The sequence below is a fragment of the Phenylobacterium sp. genome (genome assembly GCF_965284355.1).
Classification (GTDB): Bacteria; Pseudomonadota; Alphaproteobacteria; order Caulobacterales; family Caulobacteraceae; genus Phenylobacterium.
This window is the reverse complement of sequence record NZ_OZ260078.1, coordinates 1,893,515-1,914,824: the sequence shown is the minus strand read 5'-3', so window position 1 is coordinate 1,914,824 and position 21,310 is coordinate 1,893,515. Positions and strand designations below refer to the sequence as shown.

General features: G+C 69.1%; 18 protein-coding genes. 9 read left to right on the top strand and 9 right to left on the bottom strand.

Annotated elements, in window-relative coordinates; all coding sequences use genetic code 11:
• Nucleotides 1-62: 62 nt before the first annotated feature.
• A complete protein-coding gene (locus ACQ66R_RS09290) occupies nucleotides 63-380 on the top strand; it encodes a ferritin family protein (protein ID WP_430421292.1) in 318 nt (105 codons plus the stop codon).
• A complete protein-coding gene (locus ACQ66R_RS09285) occupies nucleotides 370-1,350 on the top strand; it encodes an RluA family pseudouridine synthase (RefSeq protein WP_430421290.1) in 981 nt (326 codons plus the stop codon). The genes ACQ66R_RS09290 and ACQ66R_RS09285 overlap by 11 nt, the downstream gene beginning before the upstream one ends.
• On the opposite strand, the gene ACQ66R_RS09280 is transcribed toward ACQ66R_RS09285, so the two are convergent.
• Nucleotides 1,347-2,072, bottom strand: coding sequence for a CPBP family intramembrane glutamic endopeptidase (locus ACQ66R_RS09280; protein WP_430421288.1), 726 nt, complete (start codon nucleotides 2,070-2,072; stop codon nucleotides 1,347-1,349). The genes ACQ66R_RS09285 and ACQ66R_RS09280 overlap by 4 nt on opposite strands.
• A 190-nt stretch (nucleotides 2,073-2,262) precedes the next feature.
• On the opposite strand from ACQ66R_RS09280, the gene ACQ66R_RS09275 reads away from it, so the two are divergent.
• From ACQ66R_RS09275 to ACQ66R_RS09260, 4 genes are all read left to right on the top strand, one after another.
• On the top strand, nucleotides 2,263-2,964 hold the full coding sequence (locus ACQ66R_RS09275) for a hypothetical protein (RefSeq protein WP_430421286.1): 702 nt from the start codon (nucleotides 2,263-2,265) through the stop codon (nucleotides 2,962-2,964).
• 368 nt (nucleotides 2,965-3,332) lie between these two features.
• The gene (gene rpoH / locus ACQ66R_RS09270) at nucleotides 3,333-4,220 is read left to right on the top strand and encodes an RNA polymerase sigma factor RpoH (protein ID WP_421937259.1); all 888 of its coding nucleotides are present in this window, start codon (nucleotides 3,333-3,335) and stop codon (nucleotides 4,218-4,220) included.
• A gap of 196 nt (nucleotides 4,221-4,416) precedes the next feature.
• Complete coding sequence (locus tag ACQ66R_RS09265) at nucleotides 4,417-7,425, top strand: hypothetical protein (RefSeq protein ID WP_430421284.1); 3,009 nt, start codon at nucleotides 4,417-4,419, stop codon at nucleotides 7,423-7,425.
• A gap of 288 nt (nucleotides 7,426-7,713) precedes the next feature.
• On the top strand, nucleotides 7,714-8,682 hold the full coding sequence (locus tag ACQ66R_RS09260; RefSeq protein WP_430421282.1) for a hypothetical protein: 969 nt from the start codon (nucleotides 7,714-7,716) through the stop codon (nucleotides 8,680-8,682).
• Nucleotides 8,683-8,709: 27 nt separating this feature from the next.
• On the opposite strand, the gene ACQ66R_RS09255 is transcribed toward ACQ66R_RS09260, so the two are convergent.
• Nucleotides 8,710-10,338 carry an ABC-F family ATP-binding cassette domain-containing protein gene (locus ACQ66R_RS09255; protein WP_430421280.1) on the bottom strand — a complete coding sequence of 543 codons (1,629 nt, stop codon included), beginning with the start codon at nucleotides 10,336-10,338 and terminating at the stop codon, nucleotides 8,710-8,712.
• Nucleotides 10,339-10,495: 157 nt separating this feature from the next.
• Here ACQ66R_RS09255 and ACQ66R_RS09250 point away from each other — a divergent pair, with 157 nt between their 5' ends.
• The 3 genes from ACQ66R_RS09250 (at nucleotide 10,496) to ACQ66R_RS09240 (ending at nucleotide 13,430) form a co-directional block, all read left to right on the top strand.
• Complete coding sequence (locus ACQ66R_RS09250; RefSeq protein WP_430421278.1) at nucleotides 10,496-11,014, top strand: DUF4255 domain-containing protein; 519 nt, start codon at nucleotides 10,496-10,498, stop codon at nucleotides 11,012-11,014.
• 67 nt (nucleotides 11,015-11,081) lie between these two features.
• Nucleotides 11,082-12,701 (top strand): sensor histidine kinase, encoded by a 1,620-nt coding sequence (locus tag ACQ66R_RS09245; protein ID WP_430421276.1) that lies wholly within the window; start codon nucleotides 11,082-11,084, stop codon nucleotides 12,699-12,701.
• Nucleotides 12,702-12,710: 9 nt separating this feature from the next.
• Entirely contained in the window at nucleotides 12,711-13,430 is a 720-nt protein-coding gene (locus tag ACQ66R_RS09240) for a response regulator transcription factor (protein ID WP_430421274.1), read from the top strand.
• 26 nt (nucleotides 13,431-13,456) lie between these two features.
• Here the strand turns inward: ACQ66R_RS09240 and ACQ66R_RS09235 are convergent, their stop codons facing one another.
• The 7 genes from ACQ66R_RS09235 to ACQ66R_RS09205 form a co-directional block, all read right to left on the bottom strand.
• Nucleotides 13,457-14,020: a hypothetical protein gene (locus tag ACQ66R_RS09235; RefSeq protein ID WP_430421272.1), complete on the bottom strand. Its 564-nt coding sequence runs from the start codon at nucleotides 14,018-14,020 to the stop codon at nucleotides 13,457-13,459.
• Between the two features lie 94 nt (nucleotides 14,021-14,114).
• Nucleotides 14,115-14,768, bottom strand: a complete 654-nt coding sequence (locus ACQ66R_RS09230; protein ID WP_430421270.1) for a hypothetical protein — start codon at nucleotides 14,766-14,768, stop codon at nucleotides 14,115-14,117.
• Nucleotides 14,769-14,805: 37 nt separating this feature from the next.
• On the bottom strand, nucleotides 14,806-15,471 hold the full coding sequence (locus ACQ66R_RS09225; RefSeq protein WP_430421268.1) for a DUF2490 domain-containing protein: 666 nt from the start codon (nucleotides 15,469-15,471) through the stop codon (nucleotides 14,806-14,808).
• Nucleotides 15,471-16,166, bottom strand: coding sequence for an OmpW/AlkL family protein (locus ACQ66R_RS09220; protein ID WP_430421266.1), 696 nt, complete (start codon nucleotides 16,164-16,166; stop codon nucleotides 15,471-15,473). Before ACQ66R_RS09220 ends, ACQ66R_RS09225 begins: the two co-directional genes overlap by 1 nt.
• Nucleotides 16,167-16,311: 145 nt before the next feature.
• Nucleotides 16,312-17,568: a P1 family peptidase gene (locus tag ACQ66R_RS09215; protein ID WP_430421264.1), complete on the bottom strand. Its 1,257-nt coding sequence runs from the start codon at nucleotides 17,566-17,568 to the stop codon at nucleotides 16,312-16,314.
• A gap of 69 nt (nucleotides 17,569-17,637) precedes the next feature.
• Nucleotides 17,638-19,128 carry a CRTAC1 family protein gene (locus tag ACQ66R_RS09210; RefSeq protein ID WP_430421262.1) on the bottom strand — a complete coding sequence of 497 codons (1,491 nt, stop codon included), beginning with the start codon at nucleotides 19,126-19,128 and terminating at the stop codon, nucleotides 17,638-17,640.
• 16 nt (nucleotides 19,129-19,144) lie between these two features.
• On the bottom strand, nucleotides 19,145-21,160 hold the full coding sequence (locus ACQ66R_RS09205) for a penicillin acylase family protein (protein ID WP_430421260.1): 2,016 nt from the start codon (nucleotides 21,158-21,160) through the stop codon (nucleotides 19,145-19,147).
• Nucleotides 21,161-21,310: the final 150 nt, after the last annotated feature.

The following is a 21,310-nucleotide window of genomic DNA, read 5'->3' as shown; positions in this document are numbered from 1 at the left end:
GTTCGTTGCTCCCCGCTTCGAACGCCCTATGACCGATCCATACCACAGGAGTGCGACAGTCCATGTCGAGCGAAGGCCTGCACGTTCCCCGCGAGAAGCTCTCGAAGAAGACCCTGGAGCTTCACTACGCCATCGCCAGCCTGATGGAGGAGTTCGAGGCGGTCGACTGGTACCGCCAGCGGGCCGATGACACGGAGGATCCGGAGCTGAAGAAGATCCTCCTGCACAATGCCCGCGAGGAGCTGGAGCACGCGGCGATGGTGCTGGAGTGGATCCGGCGCAACGACCCGGAGACGGACGAGCAGTTGCGGGAGTATCTGTTCAAGGACGGCTCGATCGCGGGCCATGAGGAAGGCGCCGCCGACAAGCATGGCCTCTGAAGCCGACGACGACGAGGTCCTCGGACTGCGGGTGGTGACGCTCGCGGGCGGGGGGCGGGTGGACAAGGCGCTGGCCGAGGCGCTGCCCGAGTTCAGCCGCGCCCGCATCCAGGCGCTGATGGCCGAGGGCCGGGTCAGCCGCGGCGGCGCGCCCGTCTCGGACGGTTCGACCAAGGCGGTCGCGGGCGACTATCGGCTGTTGATCCCGCCGCCGGTCGCCGCCGAGCCGAAAGCGGAGAACATCCCGCTGGTCGTGCTGTACGAGGACGCGCACCTCATCGTCATCGACAAGCCGGCGGGCATTGCCATGCACCCCGCGCCGGGGAGCGAAAGCGGCACCCTGGTCAACGCCCTGCTGCACCACTGCGGCGACACGCTGTCGGGCATCGGCGGGGTGGCGCGGCCGGGGATCGTGCACCGGATCGACAAGGAGACCTCGGGCGTGGTCGTGGTCGCCAAGACCGACGCGGCGCACCAGGGGCTATCGACGCTGTTCGCGGCCCACGACATCGACCGCGTCTATGTGGCCTTCACCCGCGGGGCGCCGTCGCCGATCAAGGGCACGATCGAGGGGGCCATCGGGCGCTCGCCGAACGACCGCAAGAAGATGGCGATGGTGAAGAGCGGCGGCCGCCACGCGGTCACCCACTACACCGTCGTCAGCACGTTCGGCCCGGTCCAGCGGCCGCTGGCCGCGCGGGTGGCGTGCCGGCTGGAGACGGGCCGCACGCACCAGATCCGGGTGCACCTGGCCAGCAAGGGCACGCCCTGCCTGGGCGATCCGGTCTATGGCTCGGGCAGTCCGGCCGGGCCGGTGAAGGCGGCCCTGGAGGCGGCGCAGCTGTCGCGGCAGGCCCTCCATGCTGCGGTGCTGGGCTTCGTCCACCCGATCAACGGCGAGACGATCCGTTGCGAAAGCCCGCTGCCCCCCGACATGGCGCGGTTGGAGCAGTTGCTCTCGGCGCTTTAGCCGGCGCGCCGCCGCGCCAGCGTCAGGGCCGCGGCCACGACGGTCATCGCCAGCGCCGTCAGCCGTGGGTCGTAGGTCGCGCCCCACATCGGCAGCGAGAAGGCGGCGACGTTGTCGAGGGCGTGGAACAGGGTGACGGCGAAGACGCTGCGGCCCGACGCGACGTACAGGCGCACCATGATCACGCGGGCGGCGACGGTCTTGAGGGTCTGCCAGGCGATCCACTCCCAGCTCCGGTCGGCCTGGAGGAACGGGATCAGATGCCACGCCGCCCAGAACGCTCCAATGAGCAGCGCCGCGACCAGCTCGCCCCGCCGGTTTTCCAGCGGCTCGAGAAGGTAGGCGGACCAGCCCAGCTCCTCGCCCAGGGCGGCCACGAAGAACGCCGCCAGCATGACCAACGGCGCCCAGTAGACGGCCGACGACTGCGGCGCGAGCCCACCCTGCGCCAGGGCCGGCGCCCAGGTGACGACCACGGCCAGCGGAACCAGCGCCCACGCTGCGCCACGACCTTGCACGCGGCGCACGTCGAACGACCGGGCCAGCAATGCGCGGACCCCGGCGGCGCCCTGCGCCCGCGCAACCAGCAGGATGGCGGCCACCGCGGGCACGAAGGCCATCAGGCCGCTGAGAGGCAGCCCCGGCAGCGGCTCAGCCTGCGCCACCTGGGCCAGGGCCCAGAACGGCAGCGAGAGCAGGATGACGAGCAGGACGTACGGCATCGGGCGGCCACACTCGCACGCCAACCGGACAGGCGCGCGCCTGTTCCGATGGACGTGAGCGCCGGGCCGTCGGCCAACGCGCTACGCCGAGGCGTCGGGATAGCGGCCATCGAAACTGCACAGCTTTACCGGCAGGCCCTGCACGCCCCGGTGTTGGGCTGCGTCCACCCGATCACCGGCGAGACGAACCGTGCAAAAGCCCGCTGCCCCCCGACATGGCCCGGCTCGACGCGCCGCTCTCGGCGCTCTGGCGGCGCTGTGGCTTGCGAGCGCGCCGGCCCTCGCAGATGCGCCGAGCGGGCTCGTCCCGCTGCCGTGCGGTGAGGCGGGACCGCTGCGGCCCGCCGATCCGGTCTACTGCCGGAAGGCGAGGCACTACGTCACGCCCGCCGCCCGCGAGGCGCTGCTGCGGGCTGCCGAGCGCGTGGCGCGCGAGCGGCCCGGCGCGGTTGTCCGGTACATGGAGGCCTCGTGGCCCCGTGGCGTCCGCCCGATGCCGCCCCACCGCAGCCACGGCGACGGCCGCCAGATCGACCTGGCCACCTTCTATGAGGACCGGGCGGGACGGGCGCTGGATCGCCCGCCGCCCGCGCCGAACGTGCGCCTGCTGCGCGGCTACGGCGCCTATGAGCCGCCGCAGCGGGAGACCGAGCGGGTCTGCGCGGGCGGCCCGGCCAGCGCGCCCGATCCGCCGGCGGCGCGAGGCTGGCGGATGGACGCGGCCCGCACCCAGGCGCTGATCGACGCCCTGCTGGCCGAGCGGAGCGTGCGCCGGATCTTCCTCGAGCCACACCTGAAGCGCCGGCTGGGGTATGCCAGCGACAGTCGGATCCGCTTCGCAGGCTGCGCCGCCGCCCGCCACGACGACCACCTGCACGTGGATTTCCGCTAGGCCGCGGCCGCTTCAGCGCCCCCTCCACCACGTCGTGGTCCCCCTCCCCCGCCAGCGGGGAGGAACTGGTGGTGTCGAGCCACCCAATCATTCTGATCCGAACGATCTCAAAAGCGCACGGTCATGCAGTTTTCCTATCCGGCTGATGAGGAACGGCGCCTTGTTGCTGCCATCTGAGCAGCGTAAAAATCCCGACTATGGAAGTCAGGCTTTCGTCGGGTCGTTCCTCCCAGCGACCTAGCGTCACCGCAACCGCGTACCTATCTGAGGGTTGAGAGGGGACGATCGTCGACGCGCGCCCGGAGGGTTGAACCGGACCAGGCGCGTGGCGGCCCGAAGAAAGTCCTTTTGGATTGAGGGGATAGACCATGGCCGCGAACGCTATTGCCGTGATGTCGCCGGAAGGCGGGCTCAGCCGGTACCTGTCGGAAATCCGCAAGTTCCCCATGCTGGCCAAGGACGAAGAGTTCATGCTGGCCAAGCGCTGGCAGGAGCACAGCGACACCGAGGCCGCCCACCAGATGGTCACCAGCCACCTGCGCCTCGTGGCGAAGATCGCCATGGGCTACCGCGGCTATGGCCTGCCGATCGGCGAGGTGATCTCCGAGGGCAACGTCGGCCTGATGCAGGCGGTGAAGAAGTTCGACCCGGACAAGGGCTTCCGCCTGGCGACCTACGCCATGTGGTGGATCCGCGCCTCGATCCAGGAATACATCCTGCGCAGCTGGTCGCTCGTGAAGATGGGCACCACCGCGGCGCAGAAGAAGCTGTTCTTCAACCTGCGCAAGGCCAAGTCCGAGATCGCCGCCCTGCAGGAGGGCGACCTGCGCCCCGACCAGGTCAGCCAGATCGCCACCAAGCTGGGCGTGCTGGACGAAGAGGTCGTGTCGATGAACCGCCGCCTGAGCGGGGGCGACGCCAGCCTGAACGCCCCGCTGCGTTCGGACGGCGAGAGCGAATGGCAGGACTGGCTGGTCGACGACCAGACGCCCAGCCAGGAAACCGTCATCGGCGACAACCAGGAAATGAACTTGCGCATGACCCTGCTGCAGGCGGCGATGACCGACCTCAGCGAGCGCGAGCGTCACATCCTGACCGAGCGCCGGCTGAAGGACGAACCGACCACCCTGGAAGAGCTGGCCGCCGAGTACGGCGTCAGCCGCGAGCGGGTGCGCCAGATCGAGGTGCGCGCGTTCGAGAAGCTCCAGAAGAACATGCGGGCCGCGGCCAGCGAACGGAACCTGATCGAGGCTTAAAGCCTTACGGTCCGGTGTCAGAGACGAGAGGGGCGGCCGGGGCGACCTGGCCGCCCTTTTCGTTGGGGTGGGGCGAGGGCGGCTTTGCGCCAGGTGCAGACATTGAGGTCGGCACGAAAAGTAGACCTTCGTCCGTTCAACGCGCTCTGCTCGTAGCACCTCGACCCACAGCTTTGCCGCGAGTTACCTGTATAGCATGGTTCAGACTGAACAGCTCTTGCTGGTACCTGATGAGCTCAAAGCGCAACAAGCCCTCGATGCTCTGGGTGGCTACGTTCACCAAGCCTACGCAACGGCCCTCGCATGGCTCGCGCTCGCGGCGGACGAGTTCCTTCAAGTTGAAGTGGCCGAGGATTTCGCGCGGGTGGCGCGCGGCAGTATCGAGCTAGTACAGGTAAAGCGGACCCGGCGACCGGTCTCGCTTCGTGCCAAGTCGGTCCGCCAGCTGATCGCGAATCACTGGTCGCTGGCGATGGCTAACAAGGGGCGCCTTGTTCGATCAGTCTATCTCACGACCGCGCCACCGGCGCGGGAGCAGGCCTCACCTCTGCCAGCCGGCGAAACCGGGTTGGAGGCGTGGAATCGAGCCGCCACGGGCAAGGTGCCGCCCCCACTCGTTGCGCTCCTACGAAACCTCAACCTTCCGAAGGATCTTAAAACCTGGATCGCCGAGGCGACGCCGGACGAACTTCAACGAGACTTGCTGAGCCGCATTTCCTGGCGATTGGGAGCCGCCGATTCAGGCGAGCTTGAAAGGCGCTTCGACGAGGCAATCATAGCTCGTGGAGGCCAGTTGCAGCAGCTTCCCATGGAGGCGCGCCGAGCGGGAACCGCGGTACTGTTCAAAGTTATCAAGGAGAGCTGTTCGGCTGGCTCCCGCGTTCTTCGCCGGGCCGACTTGGAGGGGATTATGCGCAACGCAAACCTCGTCCTCGTCCCGCCAGACCTGCTGCGTCGACTGCAGCCTGAGTCACCCAGTTATTCACCACCGCTGACTGATCGCACACGTGACGATCCAGCGGGCAAGTTGTTCTTCTTCGGTGCCGCCGATCGGGTCGCTTTCTTGGGCCGCAAGGCGGAGCGGCGGAAGCTGCTGAGCTGGGCGCGCAAGGGGAGCGAGCTGAGCTGGACCCTCGTCACTGGCGCCGGCGGCATGGGCAAGAGCCGCCTGGCCCTCGAGGTTTGCCACGAGCTTGCCAACGATGGCTGGCACGCCGGCTTCCTATCACCGGGGTCGGCGCTGGCGACGGCTGAGCGATTCTCCGCCTTTCGCCCTACGCGGCCGACCCTTATTGTCATCGATTACGTGAGCCTCGCGGCCGAATGGGCTGGAGAGGTCATCCGCACGCTCATTGACGGCGGTGTTCAACGTCCATTCACCTCACCAATCCGTGTGTTGTTGCTCGAGCGCACAGGACCGGCCTCGCCCTGGTGGGAAGGCTTCCACGCCGGCCAACTATCACGGCTCCTGGGGCATGCATCGCGGCTGGATGGCGCAAAGTTCCTCGACCTCGGGGGGCTTGGGAGGGATGACCGCCTCACGCTGTTTGAGCGGATCGCTGGTAGGCATAGCGAAGGGGATCGCGACAGGATCCTTACCAGCCTCGACCGGATCGATCCGAGAGGTACGCCTCTGTTCACTTCGCTTGCCGCGGAGGCAACCGTAGCGGGACGGAAGATCTGGCAGTTCGACCGAGATGCATTGCTGAACGACATCTTCCTGCGGGAGCGGGCGCGTTGGGAGCGGATTTCTCGCGATCGCAACGACCTCTCTCGACACGAGCTGGGTGCCGCGCTCGCGACGATGGTCGGTGGTTTGGTTCTGACGAAGGCGCGCGATCACACACCGTCGCCAGAACTTCCCTTCCACGCCGACAGGTTCAATCGTGACCTGGCCGACGCGATCACGGGCCGCCCGCCGAGCGATGACCAGTTCGCCGCACTGGAGCCTGACATTCTCGGTGAATGGTTCACGCTACGTCAACTTGGCAAGCAACATGCTCTGGATCCGCGGCCGGATGTTCTGGTCGAGGCCGTCGGATCGTTGATCGAGACCTTCGCGCAGCTTCGCTACGGCTACGCCGGATTCCGGGCTCGGCTAGCCCAGGACTTCCCCCGCGAGGCGTTCCACAGCGGACTATACAACGCCCCTCCACCGGGGGCATCTGCGCCCGTGGTCGCCACCTGGATGGCGGTGCTCGCCAATGCGTTGGACGATCTCGCGCCGCACGCCCCCAAAGGATGGCTTGAAGACTTGTATGCCTCGGTCGTCGTTGCGCGCGAAGGCATGCAGGCCAACAAGGACGTCCGGGTGAGCGCGACCGCCTTCATCGGTGTATATGCCGCGATCAAGGTCGATGCCGGCCTAGTCAGCCGCGCAACGGAGCTGTTGGATCGTCTTGACTGGTTGCCCGGGGCGCCCGAGTTCATCGACGCCGCACATGAACTGAGCCGCGCGGGCTATTCTGTAGGACGCGCGCTGGTCGACCGGGGCGAGACTTACCGCGCTTTTTCGCTCCTAGAACGGATGCGGACCCAGGCCGAGGACTTTCGCCGGACGCCAGACGCCGATTGGCGGCAGATGTTGCGATATGCAGCCTCCCTCGGTTTGGCCATGTGGCAGCGCTTTCGCGAGGACCGCGACAAGGCGAATCGTGAAGCCATTGAGCGGATCCTGTGGACCCCGGCGTATGAGGATCGAGAAGACCTCGCGACTGTCGCCGCCGAAGTTCTGGCTCATTCCGCAGTCGACGAAGACATCGTTGATCTCGATGACGCCCTTGCCGAATTGCAACGTCGCAGCCGAGAGCGTCGCGATCTGCCCGTGCTCGCGAAAATCACGGCGGATGCGCTTCTCTACGCTGCCAGAGACGAAACCGATGACGAGGTAGGTGTCGACCGCGCCTATCGGCTCTCCAGCTGGGTAAAGCCGCGGATGGCCATCGAGTTGATGAAGGAGACGGTAGAAGAAGCGATTCACGAAGGCCTGCTAGACGGCACGGGCAGCGTGGGACCGGAGGTCCTTCACAGGCTAGAGGCGATCTGGCACGGGAGCCGGAAAGCGGTGATTGACGCTGGTCGGAATCCCGATCGCGACACCTATGTGCGGGGCAAACGCGACGCATTTGTTCGCGCCCTGAACGAAGCGGGCGATAAGGATTGGACGAAGGAATTTTGGGCCCGGCATCAGTCGCCGCCCAACTGAGGTGATGCAGGCGGGAATGTGGGCGGCGCGATCGGTCCAGACCCGGCGAAAGCACATGCTGCAGGCCACGATGGCTTCCAGCTTCGTTCGGGCCGACGCACCAATTGCCGCCCATTGTGTTAGTCTGGCCAGTATCGCGGGGCGGACGGTCTCAGTCGAACCGACACAAGCCTTGGGGCCAACTAGCGGCCCTTCCCAACGTCCCCTCAGAGTCAACTAGCGACCGTCACGGCGCGGCAATGTTCTTTATTTGTTCCAATCTGCCTCAATCCCCGCTACACTGCCCTCATGCCCCGCCTACCTGCCCCTGAGATTGCGCGCCTGAAGCCGCTGGTGCTGGCGCGGGTGGCGGAGGGGGAGGCGGTGACGGGGGTGATGCGGGCGCTGGGGCTGGGGGCGACGGCGGCGCAGAGCTGGGCGAAGCGGGACGCGGGGTTTCGGGCGGCGTTGACGCAGGCGGTGGCGACGGGGCGGGCGCGCTGGATGCGGGGGCCCGATCCGATGCGGATGGCGGCCTTCCTGGCGCGGGTGAAGGCGGGCGAGAAGGTGGCCGACCTGTGGGGCAAGCCCGGGATGCCCGGGCGGACGACCTATTTCCACTGGCGGGCGACGGACGCGATGTTCGCGCACGAGATGGGGCTGATCCGCGCCGGGCAACGGGCGGCGCTGGCGGCCGGGGGACGGGCGGCGTATCGGCCGTACGACCCCGAGCTGGCCGACGCGATCTATGCGCGGTTGTGGATCCGGGGGTCGATGGCCAAGGCGCTGGCGGGGGACGCGCGGATGCCCTGCGCGTCGATCGTCGCGCGCTGGCGGCGCGAGCAGCCCGAGTTCGACAAGGGGATCCGGGAGGCGATGGCCTGCTGGCGGCGCACACACGCGCAGGCGCGGCCGCCGTGGCGGGAGACGCTGTATTCGAAGGCGATGCGCGACCGGGTGATCGAGCACGTGGCCTGGGGCGGCTCGCTGGCCTCGGCGGCGCGCGAGGCGGAGATGCCGGCGCTCTCGACCCTGTATCGCTGGATGCGGCAGCGGCCCGACTTCGCGCGCGCGGTGTGGACCGCTTATGACGATCGCGACCTGGCCGACGGGTTCGAGTTGATCGGGCCGGAGACCGGGGGCGGGCCGCGGGGGCAGTCGCGCCGCCGGAAGGCGTTGCGGCGGATCGGCGGGCTGAAGCGGCGGCCGGGACTGCCGCGGCGGGGGGCGCCGGAGGGGCCCAGGTTCATCATCGTCTCGCCGCCGGGGGAGACCTGAGGCCGGCGGCGACGGCCTTTGGCCCCCTTATCCGCCGGGGTGGAGGCCCGGGGCTTCCTGGCCGGTGCGGGCGACGTACTCGGTGTAGCCGCCGCCGTACTGGTGGACGCCGTCGGGGGTGAGCTCGAGGACGCGGTTGGACAGGGCGCCCAGGAAGTGGCGGTCGTGGCTGACGAAGAGCATCGTGCCCTCGAAGTCGGCCAGGGCGGCGACCAGCATTTCCTTGGTCACCATGTCGAGGTGGTTCGTGGGCTCGTCCAGGACCAGGAGGTTTGGCGGGTCGAATAGCATCTTGGCCATGACCAAGCGCGCCTTCTCGCCGCCGGAGAGGACGCGGCAGGGCTTTTCGACGTCGTCGCCCGAGAAGCCGAAGCAGCCCGCCAGCGTGCGCAAGGCGCCCTGGCCCGCCTGGGGGAATGAGCTGTCGAGAGACTCGAAGATGGTCTCCTCGCCGTCGAGCAGGTCCATGGAGTGCTGGGCGAAGTAGCCCATGCGGACGCTGGCGCCGATGTTGACCGCGCCGCGGTCGGGCTGGGTCGCGCCGGCCACCAGCTTGAGCAGGGTGGACTTGCCGGCGCCGTTGGCGCCCAGGACGCACCAGCGCTCCTTGCGGCGCACCAGGAAGTCGAGGCCTTCGTAGATCGGCTGGGCGCCGTAGCCCTTGTGGACGCCCTTCAGGCTGATGACGTCGTCGCCCGATCGCGGCGGGCTGCGGAACTCGAACTGGACCGACTGGCGGCGGCGCGGGGCCTCGACGCGCTCGATCTTGTCCAGCTTCTTGACCCGGCTCTGGACCTGGGCGGCATGGCTGGCGCGCGCCTTGAACTTCTCGATGAACTTGATTTCCTTGGCCAGCATCGCCTGCTGGCGCTCGTACTGGGCCTGGCGCTGCTGTTCGCTGAGCGCCCGCTGCTGGTCGTAGAAGTCGAGGTCGCCCGAGTAGGTGATCAGCTCGCCGCCGTCGATCTCGACCACCTTGCCGATGATCCGGTTCATGAAGGCGCGGTCGTGCGACGTCATCAGCAGCGCGCCGCTGTAATTCTTGAGGAACGCCTCCAGCCAGATCAGGCTTTCCAGGTCGAGGTGGTTGCTGGGCTCGTCCAGCAGCATGCCGTCGGGACGTTGCAGCAGGATGCGGGCCAGGGCGACGCGCATCTTCCAGCCGCCGGAGAGCAGGCCGACGTCGCCGTCCATCCGCTCCTGGCTGAAGCTGAGGCCCGCCAGCACCTCGCGGGCGCGGGCTTCCAGGGCGTAGCCATCCAGCTCCTGGAAACGCTCCAGCACCTCGCCGTAGCGCTCCATGTGGGCGTCCAGCCGGTCGGCCTGGTCGGGATCGACCATGGCGGCCTCGAGCGTGGCCATCTCGGCGGCCAGGGCGCTGACGGGGCCGACGCCGTCCATCACCGCGGCGACCGCGCTCTGGCCCGACATCTCGCCGACGTCCTGGCTGAAGTAGCCGATGGTCATCCCGGGATCGATCACCACCAGGCCGTCGTCGGGCTGCTCCTGGCCGGTGATCATGCGGAACAGCGTGGTCTTGCCGGCGCCGTTCGGCCCGACCAGCCCCACCTTCTCCCCCTTCTGGACGCCCATCGAGGCTTCGATGAACAGGATCTGGTGGCCGTTCTGCTTGGAGATGTTGTCGAGGCGGATCATGGGGCGGCCTGCTAGCGCGGGGGCGCGGAGAAGGCCAGCGTCAGGCGGTGGGCGGATGGTCTCAGGGGTGGGCGCGGGTCGTTTGCCAGGGACCAGCGCGGCCCTGTATCATCACCCCCAGTGACGCGCCGTGCGCGGCGGGAGGGTCGAGATCGCCATGGACCTTCTTCGCAACGCCCTGGAGACCGTCTGCGGGCGACTGAACGAGCACCTGCAGGACATCGACCGCCGGCCTGACGACTGGGTCTCGCTGACGAGCCTGGTCGACCACGCGGGTTCTCGGAATGAGGCTGTGCGCGACAAGGTCGTGATGAGCGTCTACGGCCTCTCGCAGGAAACGTTTCTGAGCCAGCAGCCGTCGGCAGCGGACCCAGGAAGCGGCCCGCCGCTGCATCTCGATGTCCACCTGATGTTCCTGGCGAACTTCACCGAGCGCAACTACCCCGACGGGCTTGCGGCGCTGTCGCGCGTGATCGCGTTCTTCCAGCAGACGCCGGTGTTCACGCGGCCGGCCGAAACCGGACTGGCGGCCGGGATCGAGCGGATCACGCTGGACTTCGAAACCCTGGCCCCGGCCGACGTCAGCGCGGTTATGCGCATGATGGGCGTCGCCTACCTGCCGAGCGTCTTCTACAGGCTGCGCATGCTCTCGTACGGGGCCGCGGAGGCCAGCTGATCGGCGCCCCTGGACGGTGACGCTTGCGCGCCCCATCTGGCGTGGAGGCGCAAGGCGAAGGCGAGCGATGGCCCGACGGCTCTTTTCCACTCAGCTGGTGATCGCGCTGACGATCATGGCCTCGCTGGCGCTGGCCCAGGGGATGCTGGCGGGCTGGAACGCCAACCGCGCCGAGCATCAGGTGATGCGCGGCCGCGTGGCCGGCGACCTGCAATCCGGGTTCTGGGAGCTGTCGGCCACCAAGCAGCGGCTGCGGGCCTGGTCGCTCAGGGCGCTGATTGGGGCCGACCATGCGCCCGGCGACGGGGAGATGTTGCGCCTGCGGATGGCCGCGATCATCGACCGGCTGCAAGGCCTGAGCGCCGAGGCTGACCGGATGGACCGGCAGGCGGGCGTGGGCTCGGCCGAAGGACCGGCGCGGGACGAGACCCTGGCGCTGCTGGAGTCCAGCGTGGTGGCGCTGAAGGAGCCCATCGCCGAGATCAACCGGCGCGGCCCGACCCGTGACGCGCGGACGGCCTGGGCGGCGATCGAGTCGGTGTTCGACCGGGGCGCCGGACGCGACCTGCGCGAGCTGTTGAACCAGCGCATCGAAACCGAGGCCGAGATCCTCAAACGGGCGCGGGCGGCGGCGGACCGATCGCTGGAGCGGGTGGCGCTGATGACCACGGCCACGGCGGTGCTGCTGGGGCTGACGGCGCTGGTGCTGGCGTTCTACTTCGCCCGCGCCCTGCGGCGGCCGCTGGCCGAGATGTCGGCGGTGGCCAAGGCGTTCGAGCAGGGCCAGCTGACCCATCGGATGCCCGCCGGCGGGTACCGGGAGTTCGCCCGCTTCGGGGACAGCATCAACCGCATGGCCGAGGAGCTGCTGGCCCGACGCGAGCAGGAGGCGGGCGCCCGGGCCCAGCTGGAGGTCCAGGTGGCGGCGCGCACCCGAGAGCTGGAAGCGGCGCTGGGCGAGCTGCGTCAGGCCGAGACGCGGCGGCGGCAGCTGCTGGGCGACATCAGCCACGAGCTGCGCACCCCGACGACGGCGATCCGCGGCGAGGCCGAAGTGGCGCTGCGCGGCGGGGCGAAGGCGGCCGAGACGTATCGCGAGGCGCTGTCGCGGATCAGCCAGGCGTCGCGGCAGATGGGGACGCTGATCGAGGACCTGCTGATGATGGCCCGCAGCGATGCGGAGGTCCTGTATCTGGATCTGACGGACCTGGACGCCAACGCGCCGCTGGAGGAGGCCCTGGCGGGCGCGTCGTCCATGGCGCGGCAGCGGGACCTGAAGCTGTCGGCGGCCATCGATCCGGCGCCGGCGATGGTGCGCGGCGACGGTCAGAGGCTGCAGCAGATCATGGTGCTGCTGCTGGACAACGCCCTGCGTTATTCGGCGCGCGGCGGCGAGGTGACGGTGACGGCCGGCCCCCATCCGGACGCGCCGGGGACCTGGCGCCTCAGGATCTCCAACCGCGGCGTGAGTGTGGCCGCCGAGGATCTGCCGCGGGTGTTCGAACGGGGGTTCCGGGCCGCCAATGCGCGGGCGCACCGGCCGGACGGCACCGGCCTGGGCCTCTCCATCGCGCGGGCCCTGGCCGAGCGACAGGGCGGAACGGTGTCGCTGCAAAGCTCTAACGCGGAAGGGACGGTGGCGACCCTCAGCCTGCCGCTGACTGGCGCTTTGGCGCCCGTCGGCTAAAGCAGCGCCATGCATATTCTGATCGTCGAAGACGACTCGCGGGTGTCCGACTTCTTGGACCGCGGGCTGCGGGCCGAAGGCTACAAGGTGCGCGTCGCCCGCGACGGGCCCTCTGGCCTGAAGGCGGCCGGCGAGATGGCGATGATGCTGGCCGAGCTGGACCAGGCGGGCGTCATCCTGCTGGACCTGATGCTGCCGGTGATGAACGGGATGGAGGTCTGCCAGACGCTGCGGGCCGCGGGCAACATGACCCCGGTGCTGATGCTGACGGCGCTGGGAACCGTGGAAGACCGGGTGTCGGGCCTGCGCATGGGCGCCGACGACTATCTGGTGAAGCCGTTCGCCTTCGAGGAGCTGCTGGCGCGCATCGAGGCGCTGCTGCGTCGGCCCCGGAACCAGCGCGCGGCGCCGGAACGGCAGCTGCGGGTGCAGGACCTGGAGCTGGACCGTTCGACCATGCGGGTCTTGCGGGACGGGCGGGAGATCGTGATGACGGCGCGCGAACTGGCGCTGCTGGAGCTGTTCATGTCGTCGCCCGGGCGGATCCTGAGCCGGGAGCGCATCCTGTCCAACGTCTGGGGCGTGGACGAGGACCCGCTGACGAACGTCGTCGATGTCTATGTGCGGCGGCTGCGCGCCAAGATCGACGACAGCGACCAGCCCTCGTTGATTTCGACCGTGCGAGGGCTGGGCTATCGGATGGAGACGAGCACCCGGGCCCCGGGCTGAGCCGGGACCCGTACGCCATCGCCGGATCAGCTGCCGTAGGGCAGGGACGAGTGGTGCAGGACGATGCGGACCACGCCGTCGTCGGTCTTCTTGAAGGTCCAGGTCTTGTCGACCTTGGTGACCTTGCCGTCCTTGTCGGTGATCATGACGTTGCCCATGGTGTTGGCGGTGTCGCCATGGATCTGCAGGGCGGCGTTCTTGATTTCGACCGAGCGCCAGCCCTTGAGGGCGAAGCCGGTGTCGGCCGGATACTTGGAGTCGTGGCCCACGAAGTAGGCCAGCGCGCCCTCCTTGGTGGTGCGGAAGGTCTGCGGCGACTGGGTCAGGGTCGGCTTGAAGAGGACGGGGCCGAGATTGTAGCCGTAGGCCTTGTCGAGCACCGTGCTGGCGAGCTTGCGGGCCTTGTCGATGCCGCCGGCCTCATACTCCTTCGAGATGGCGACGAGGGCTTCGCCCCAGGCCTTCTGCGCGGCCAGCACCTCGGATTCCGTGAGCGTGCCGCGGTAGACGGCGTCGGCCGAGGCGCTGGCGGGGACGAGGGCGGTGGCCGCGAGCAGCGAGGCGGCGAGGACGAAGGACTTGGTCTTCATGGTCTAGGTCTCCGGTTGGGTCGACGGCGGCGCCGCCGATGAAGGATGGCTGGGGGCGAACCGAGGCCGCCCCGAGGGACGGCGAGGGGTAGGGTCAGTCGGCGGCGAGCGGCCTTGCGACGTTGTTCTTCTGGACGGCGGCGAGGAGGCCGGCGGCCTCCGCGGGGGCGAGGCCCAACGTGACGTCGGCGCCGTTCCGGTCCTTGAGCCGCATGAGCCAGGGGGTGCGGTCCGCGGCGCGGTAGGACCCGGCGATCTCGCGGACGGTCGCCTCGGGAATGTCGACCACGACGCGGACGTACTGGCTGCAGGTCGAGATCGCCTCGTAGCATTCGTCCTGCCAGTGGTAGGCGATGCGCGGGGTCACCCTGCGCAGCTCGCCGCCCGAGCGGAACTGGGCCACGTCGAGCGATTTCTTCGGGCCGGCGTAGTAGAGGTCGTACGAGACCCGCCATGACGTCGCGCCGGTCTTGCGCTCGACGACCGCCTGCAGGTGGGCGTCGCCGACGTGGGCTCCACTGACGCTGCGATCGCGCCGATAGGCCGGCTTGGTGGAGAGCACGACGCTGTCTTCCAGCGGATCGTCGATCACCGTGACTCGGCTGGCGAAGTCCTGTGGCGACAGGCCGGCGAGCGAGCGCGGCAGCTCGATCGCGCTGGCCGCGGGCGCGGCCGCCAGCAGGCCGATCAGCACCCCTGCGCCGGCCAGCCGGCGCCGCGCGCCGACCCTCGGATGCCTGAGGTTCATTGTCATCTCCAAGGTTTTCGGGACGCGGCCCGATCGGTCAGAACTGGACATTCGCGGTGACGTTGAAGGCGTGCTGGAAGGCGTTGCGTCCGGCGCGCACCGCGTACTGGTTGAGGTAGCCGGGCTCGAGGGAGAGCCCCTCCCGGACCGGAACCGAGACCCCCACGAAGTTGCGCACCAGGTGCAGGCCGTCGCGCTGGCCCCAGTCGGTGTTGTTCAGGCCGAAGAACAGCTCGTTCGACGCCACCGCCCGGACCTTGCCGGTGAGGGGCGCGGTGAGCCGGAACTGCTGGCGGAACCGCAGACCGGTGTCGTCGCGACCTTCGACCCAGCGCTGCTCCACGCGGGTCCGGCCGTTCAGGGTCAGGCCCTTGCCGTCGCCGGCGGCCCGGTACGTCAACTGCTGCCAGGCCCGGTGTTCGTGGGTGACCGGCCGTCCCGCAGGGCTGTTGCGCACATAGGCGTACCCCACGAAGGCCGTGGTGGTGTCGCTGAGGCGCAGGCCCAGGGCCGGGCGGAAGACCGCCTGACCCAGGCGCGAGGCGTCGTCGAAGAACCGCGCCTGGGTGTCGAGGGTCGCCACGGTGCGCGGGCCCAGGTCGGTGCTGAACTGGGCGACGGTCCAGATCTGGTTGTCGACATCGGCCGCATGGCCGGCGCCGGCGATCAGGCTGAGCCCGATCGCGACGCCAGCAGACCGCATCAGAACCGCCATGCCAGCCCCGCGCTGACCACCAACGGATCAAGCTTGTGCTTGGTCTTGAGGACCGTCGTGGCGCCCGCGTCGAACCGGGCCGTGGTGTCGATGAAGTACTGCTTCACATCCAGCGACAGGCCGAACGGCATGCCCTTCAGCGGGACGTCGATCCCGGCCTGGATCACCGCGCCGAGTTCGTTGGACAGATCGGCCCGCGTCGCGCCGAGGCTGCGGGCGCCGGCGCCCAGGCCCTCGCCGAAGAAGATGAAGTAGGACCCGCCGGCGCCGACGTAGGGCTTCACGCCGTTCTCCAGCGGAAAGTGGTACTTCAGCGTCACCGTCGCCGGGATGACCTCGGCGTTGTCGATCAGCCGAACGCCCTTGACCGAGCCGGTCCCGGTGACGTCGTGGCGGCTGACGCAGCAGTAGGTCTCGACCGAGATGTTCGGCGTGACGAAGTACTCCGCTGCGACCGTGGGCACGTAGGCGGTGTCGGCCTTGGTGTCGGCGCGGGCGGGCAGCGGGATGCGGTCGCGGACGACGGAGGTGATCCCGCCGTCGACGTCCACCATGGTGGCCATCGCCTTGATCTGGATATCGCCTGCCTCAGGCGCGGCGGCGGCGGCGGCGGCGGCGGCGGACGTCGCGGTGGCGCTGGCGGCCAGGAGTGCGGCGGCGAAGGACCAAGACCTTGATTTCATAGACGATACTCTCCTCAAGCGGGCGGTGAGCCGCCGTTGGAGAGTCATCTATGCAGCGGTTGTGAACCGCGCCTGTCGCCAGGATTAACGCCAGATTACAGCCAAGCTCCGGGTCTTGGGGTGCGCCGTCGTCCGCGGGCGGCGGCTACTTTGCCGGCGGCGTCAGCATCCCGTGCGCCTTGAGCACGCTCTGCAGCTGGTCGTGGGGGAGGGCCGAGACGGTCCACTCGTCGGCGCCGGTCATCGTGCGGGCCGCGACCATGGCGTTGACGACCGCCTCCTCAACGCCCTGGACCGTGGCCTCGAGCAGCGGATTGAGCGCGGCGCTCTTCAGGCGCTGGAGGGCGGCGGGCTTGGCCGCGTCGGTGGTCCAGTTGCCGTCGTCGGCGCCCGCATTGGCGGTGGAGAAGGCGATGAAGATGTCGCCCGAGCCGTCCGACTCGTAGGCGCCCAGGCGGCCCAGCCCCACCGCCGCGCGGCGCGCCAGGCGCTTCAGCTGCTCGGGCGTCAGCGGCGCGTCGGTGGCGATGACGATGATGATCGAGCCGCGGTGCTCCTGGTCGGGCAGGTCGGCGATGGCCAGCTTCTTGGGATCGCAGACCGGCGGCGTGTTTCCCATCACCGACTGCGGCGGCGTGGTCAGTTTGGCGACGCAGGGCCGCTGCAGGGTCATCTCGCGGGCCACCGGGATGCCCGCGATCCGCAGGCCGCGCGCCGAGCCGTAGTTGCACTGGACCAGAACCCCCAGGGTGTAGCCGCCGGCCAGGGTGTTCAGCTTACGCGACGCCGTGCCGGTCCCGCCCTTGAAGCCGTTGCAGACCATGCCGACGCCGCCGCCGACGTTCCCTTCGGCCACCGGCCCTGATTTGGCCGAGTCCAGCGCGGCGAAGGCGTCCTTGGCCGTCACGTGCTGGCCGGCCATGTCGTGCAGCGGGACGTCGGCGGTTTCGCCCACCACCGGGTACCAGAAGAGGCCGCCGGGCCGGTGGTCGGCCAGCCATTGGAACGCCGCATCGCGCACCACGCCCACGCTGCCCGTGCCGGTGATCAGGATCGGGGTCTCCAGGACGCCGCTCTCCTCGACCCAGTGCGTGCCGGTCATGTCGCCGTTGCCGTTGCCGGCGAAGAAGCCCGCGAAGACCGCCCGGGCATCGGCCTTGCCGCGCGGGAACACCGCCGTGACCCCAGTGCGCACCGGGCCCTGGCCGCGGACCAGCGCGCCTTCGCCCGAGATCATCGTCCGGAACCCGACCTCGACGCCGGCGACGTCGGTGATAGCGTTGAGCGGCCCGGGCGTCCCGTCGAAGGGCACGCCGAGATCTCGCGCCCGCGGCTCGGCGGCCAGGGCCGGAGCGGCCGCCGCCAGGGTGAAGATCGCCGCCAGGATCGCCGTCGTACGCATGGATGCCCCCGTGAAGACGGGGAGGCTACGCGCTGGCGGTCCGGGACGCCATCGGCGACGGGATGCGGCTCAGGGCGCTCGCCGGACGACCAGGGACTTGCCGGCGTAGGATGCGACGTCGACGTTGCGGACGGTCTGCGTCTTGCGGCCGCTCTTGCTCATGAACGTGACCTCCACGGCGACCTTGGCGGCGCCCGGCAGGCCGAAGTGGACGGGGGTCGCGCCCTGAGCGCCGTAGCCGCCGCCGGTGGAGACCTGGCCCGTGCCGAGCAGCTTGCCGCCCGGGCCGTAGACGCGGACCTCGGCGCCCGGCTGGGTGAAGCGGCCCTTCGCATCCAGCACGGTGACCTGCAGGCTCTGGCGGGCCTGGGCCTTGGGCAGGAGGTTGCGGAAGAGGAAGTGGCCGCCGACAGGGCTGTAGCCGCGGGTGACCGACAGATCGAGCGCGCCGTCGCGGTCGTAGTCCACCCAGACGACGCCGTGATCGCCGGCGTCGAGCGGGCCGCCCTTGGTCAGGACGTTGGTGAAGCCCTTGCCGCCGTCGTTGTGGAACAGGCTGTCCAGCGGCGTCTGCTGGTTGGGCGGACCCTCGTAGGACATCACCGACAGATCGACGAAGCCGTCGTTGTCGTAGTCGCCCCAGGCCGCGCCGACGGCGTGGTTCTCGAGGCCCACGCCCATCGCCTGGGCGGTGTTGGAGAAGCCGCCCTTGCCGTCGCCGCGCCACAGGGTGTTGTGGCCGTAGTTGGGGACGAAGAGGTCGAGGGCGCCGTCGTTGTCGTAGTCGCCGACCGCGCAGCCGACGCCGCCGTCCTCGGGGCTGCGGGCAGGCTGGTCCATGCCCAGCTGAGGCGCCACGTCCACGAAGGCCGCGCCGTCGTTGCGGTACAGGCTGTCGGCCTTGCCGGACTGGTTGGCCAGGAACAGGTCGAGGTCGCCGTCCTTGTCATAGTCCAGCCAGCAGGCGCCGACGGTCGACCGGAAGACAGTGGGTCCGCCGTCGGCGAACACCTGCACGAACTTGCCGCCGTCGTTGCGGAACAGCTTGTTCGGACCCATCCGGTTGGTGGCGTAGAGATCGAGGTCGCCGTCGTTGTCGTAGTCGATCCAGTTGTTCTGCCGCGAGGCGCGCCCGGGGATGGTCAGGCCGATCTCGGCGGCGACGTTTTCGAAGCGCTTGCCGGCCTTGTTCTGGAACACCGCGGTGGGCTTCTCAGGCAGGCTGGAGCCGGCCAGCAGGTCGATCCAGCCGTCGGCGTCGAAGTCGCCCCAGCTCAGCGCCCGGAACTCGCCGCCGGAGGTCGGCAGGCCCATGGCTCCGCCGATGCTGGTCAGGGCGCCCTTGTCGTTGCGGTAGAGCCGGATCTCGCCGCTCTTCAGCGAGACGGCCAGGTCGAGGTCGCCGTCGTTGTCGAAATCGGCCCAGGCGTTGGACAGCGACCCCGGCAGGCCCAGGAGCTCGGGCTGGACGGACGCGAACGGCGGGTCCTTCGCGGGACCCGCGGCGACCAGCAGCAGGGCGGCGCCCGCGAGCAGCGCCGGCTTCATGCCTTTGGACATCCTCATCTCCTCGAACTCAGTAGGCGACGCGTTCTTTCACGTGCTTCTCGACCTCGGCCCGGGTGGTCCAGAGGGTGCGGAACGTCTTCTTGGACAGGTGTTCCAGCTGGTCGCTGCGGTGGGGCGAGCCGGGCTGGGTCGAGTTGCCGTAGCTCATCAGGCCCTGGGCCTTGATGGGCGTCGAGAACTCCACCATCGACATCCAGGTCTCGCCGTGGACCGGCGTGCGCTTGCCGTCCTTCAGCGGGCTCCAGGTCATCACGTGGAAGACGCCCAGGTTCCCGAACCCGCCGTTGCCGGGCAGGTCCACCTTCCCGAGGGCGAAGCGCGAGACGTCGCCGAACGGCCGGTCCAGCGCGCCGTAGCTGGTCTTGGCCTCCTGGGCGGCGGCCTTCAGCATCGCCACGGCGGCGGCGGGGTCCTTGAGGCCGATCGGCGTGTCGATGGGCTTCTCGGGATCCCAGCGCACCCGGTAGTTGGCGTCGCTGATGTAGTTCGGCCCGGCGAACTTCCGCGCCCAGGCCTCGAACAGCAGCGCGCCCCGGGCGTCGGCGTTGACCGTGCGGTCCCAAGCCTTGAGCACAGCGGCGGCCTCGGTGACCTCGGGGTCCGTGCTCTGGGCCGCGGCGGCCAGCAGTTCATCCAGCACGCGGTCGGTCATCAGGACGTGACTGGTCAGCTTGCGGGCCACGAAGTCGTCGAAGGTGATCTTCGGCGGGTCGGCCATCAGGTGCGACGACTGCTGGGCGCGCAGCGACAGCGGGCCCGGGTTGGCGACATAGGCCGGATAGTCTTTGGCGTGGATCACCTGCGGATAGGTGGCCACCCAGGGCGGGTCGTTGGTGTTCTGGACGTAGCCGCTGGGCGGGTCGATGACCTTGGGCAGGTCTTCGTAGGGGTGCACCTGCGTCCAGAGAGTCGATGAGGTGTCGCCCGGGACCAGGCCGCCCCACTTGGCGACGTTGCCGTCGGCGTGCTTGGGCAGGATGCCGTTGTGCAGGTACTGAACGTGGCCTTCCTTGTCGCCGTAGACGATGTTGAAGGACGGCACCTGCAGGCGCTTCATGATCGTCTGGTACTCGGCGAACGACTTCGCCTTGCCCATGTCCCAGTACTGGCGCACGCCCCCCGGGCGATCCAGGCCGGCGACCCGCAGGGCCACGGTCTTGCCGTCGGCGCGGGTGAAGACCGGCCCGTGGACCGAGGACCTGAGCTCCAGCGTCTCGGTCTTCAGCGAGCCGTCCGGCTGCCTGACCTTGAGGGTCGTCGTGCGGGTCGTGAAGGGCAGCACCTTGCCGTCGTAGACATAGCCGCCGTCGGCCAGCTTCAGTTCGTAGTTGGTGGCGCCCAGGATGCCGTTGACCGTGTTGGTGAAGCCCATGCGGTCGTTGAACATGAAGCGCAGCACCGGCAGCCCCACCTGGGTCGCGCCGTACATCTTGATGCCGGGCCCGTTCAGGTCGGCCTCGAAGTAGGTGAGCTGGCTGGGGGCCCAGGGCAGGTGCGGATTGGCGAGCAGCAGGGTGTTCCCGCTGGCCGACTTCTTCGGCATCACCGCCCAGGCGTTCGAGCCCGCGTCGGCGTTGGCGCCCATGGTTCGGGCCTGGGGCGCCACGTAGACGTAGTTCATCAGCCGGTGGGCATGCGCCATCACGTCGACGCCGCTGATCGGGAACACCTGCCGCACCGACGGGTCCAGCTTGTCGGGATGGGCCTTGAAGTAGGCGTTCATGCCCTCGGCGAAGGCGTCGAGATTGGCGCGGAAGCTGGCGGGCTCCTGCGCGTACCAGGTCTTGGCCCGCTCATAGATGTCGTTGGCGATGACCCACTTGTCGGACTCGATCTCGGCGGGGCCCCAGTACTCGGCCGCGCGGCCGCGGGCCTGGCCGTACAGCTTCACCACCACGTCGCCGTGGTTGGACGCGGTGGCGTAGCCGAAGCCGTAGAAGACCGAGGCCTCGTCCTTCCCGTAGATGTGCGGCACGCCGTAGCTGTCGTACAGAATCTCGCCCTTGACCGGCGGCGCCGCCAAGCTGGGCGAGGCGGCAAAAAGGGCCAGGGCAAGGCCCAGCGCGCTCCAGCGCCCCCTCCACCACTTCGTGGTCCCCCTCCCCCGTGAGTACGGGGGAGGAACAGGGTGACGACGTTCAGTTCCTCCCCCGAAGGGAACACTTCGGGGGAG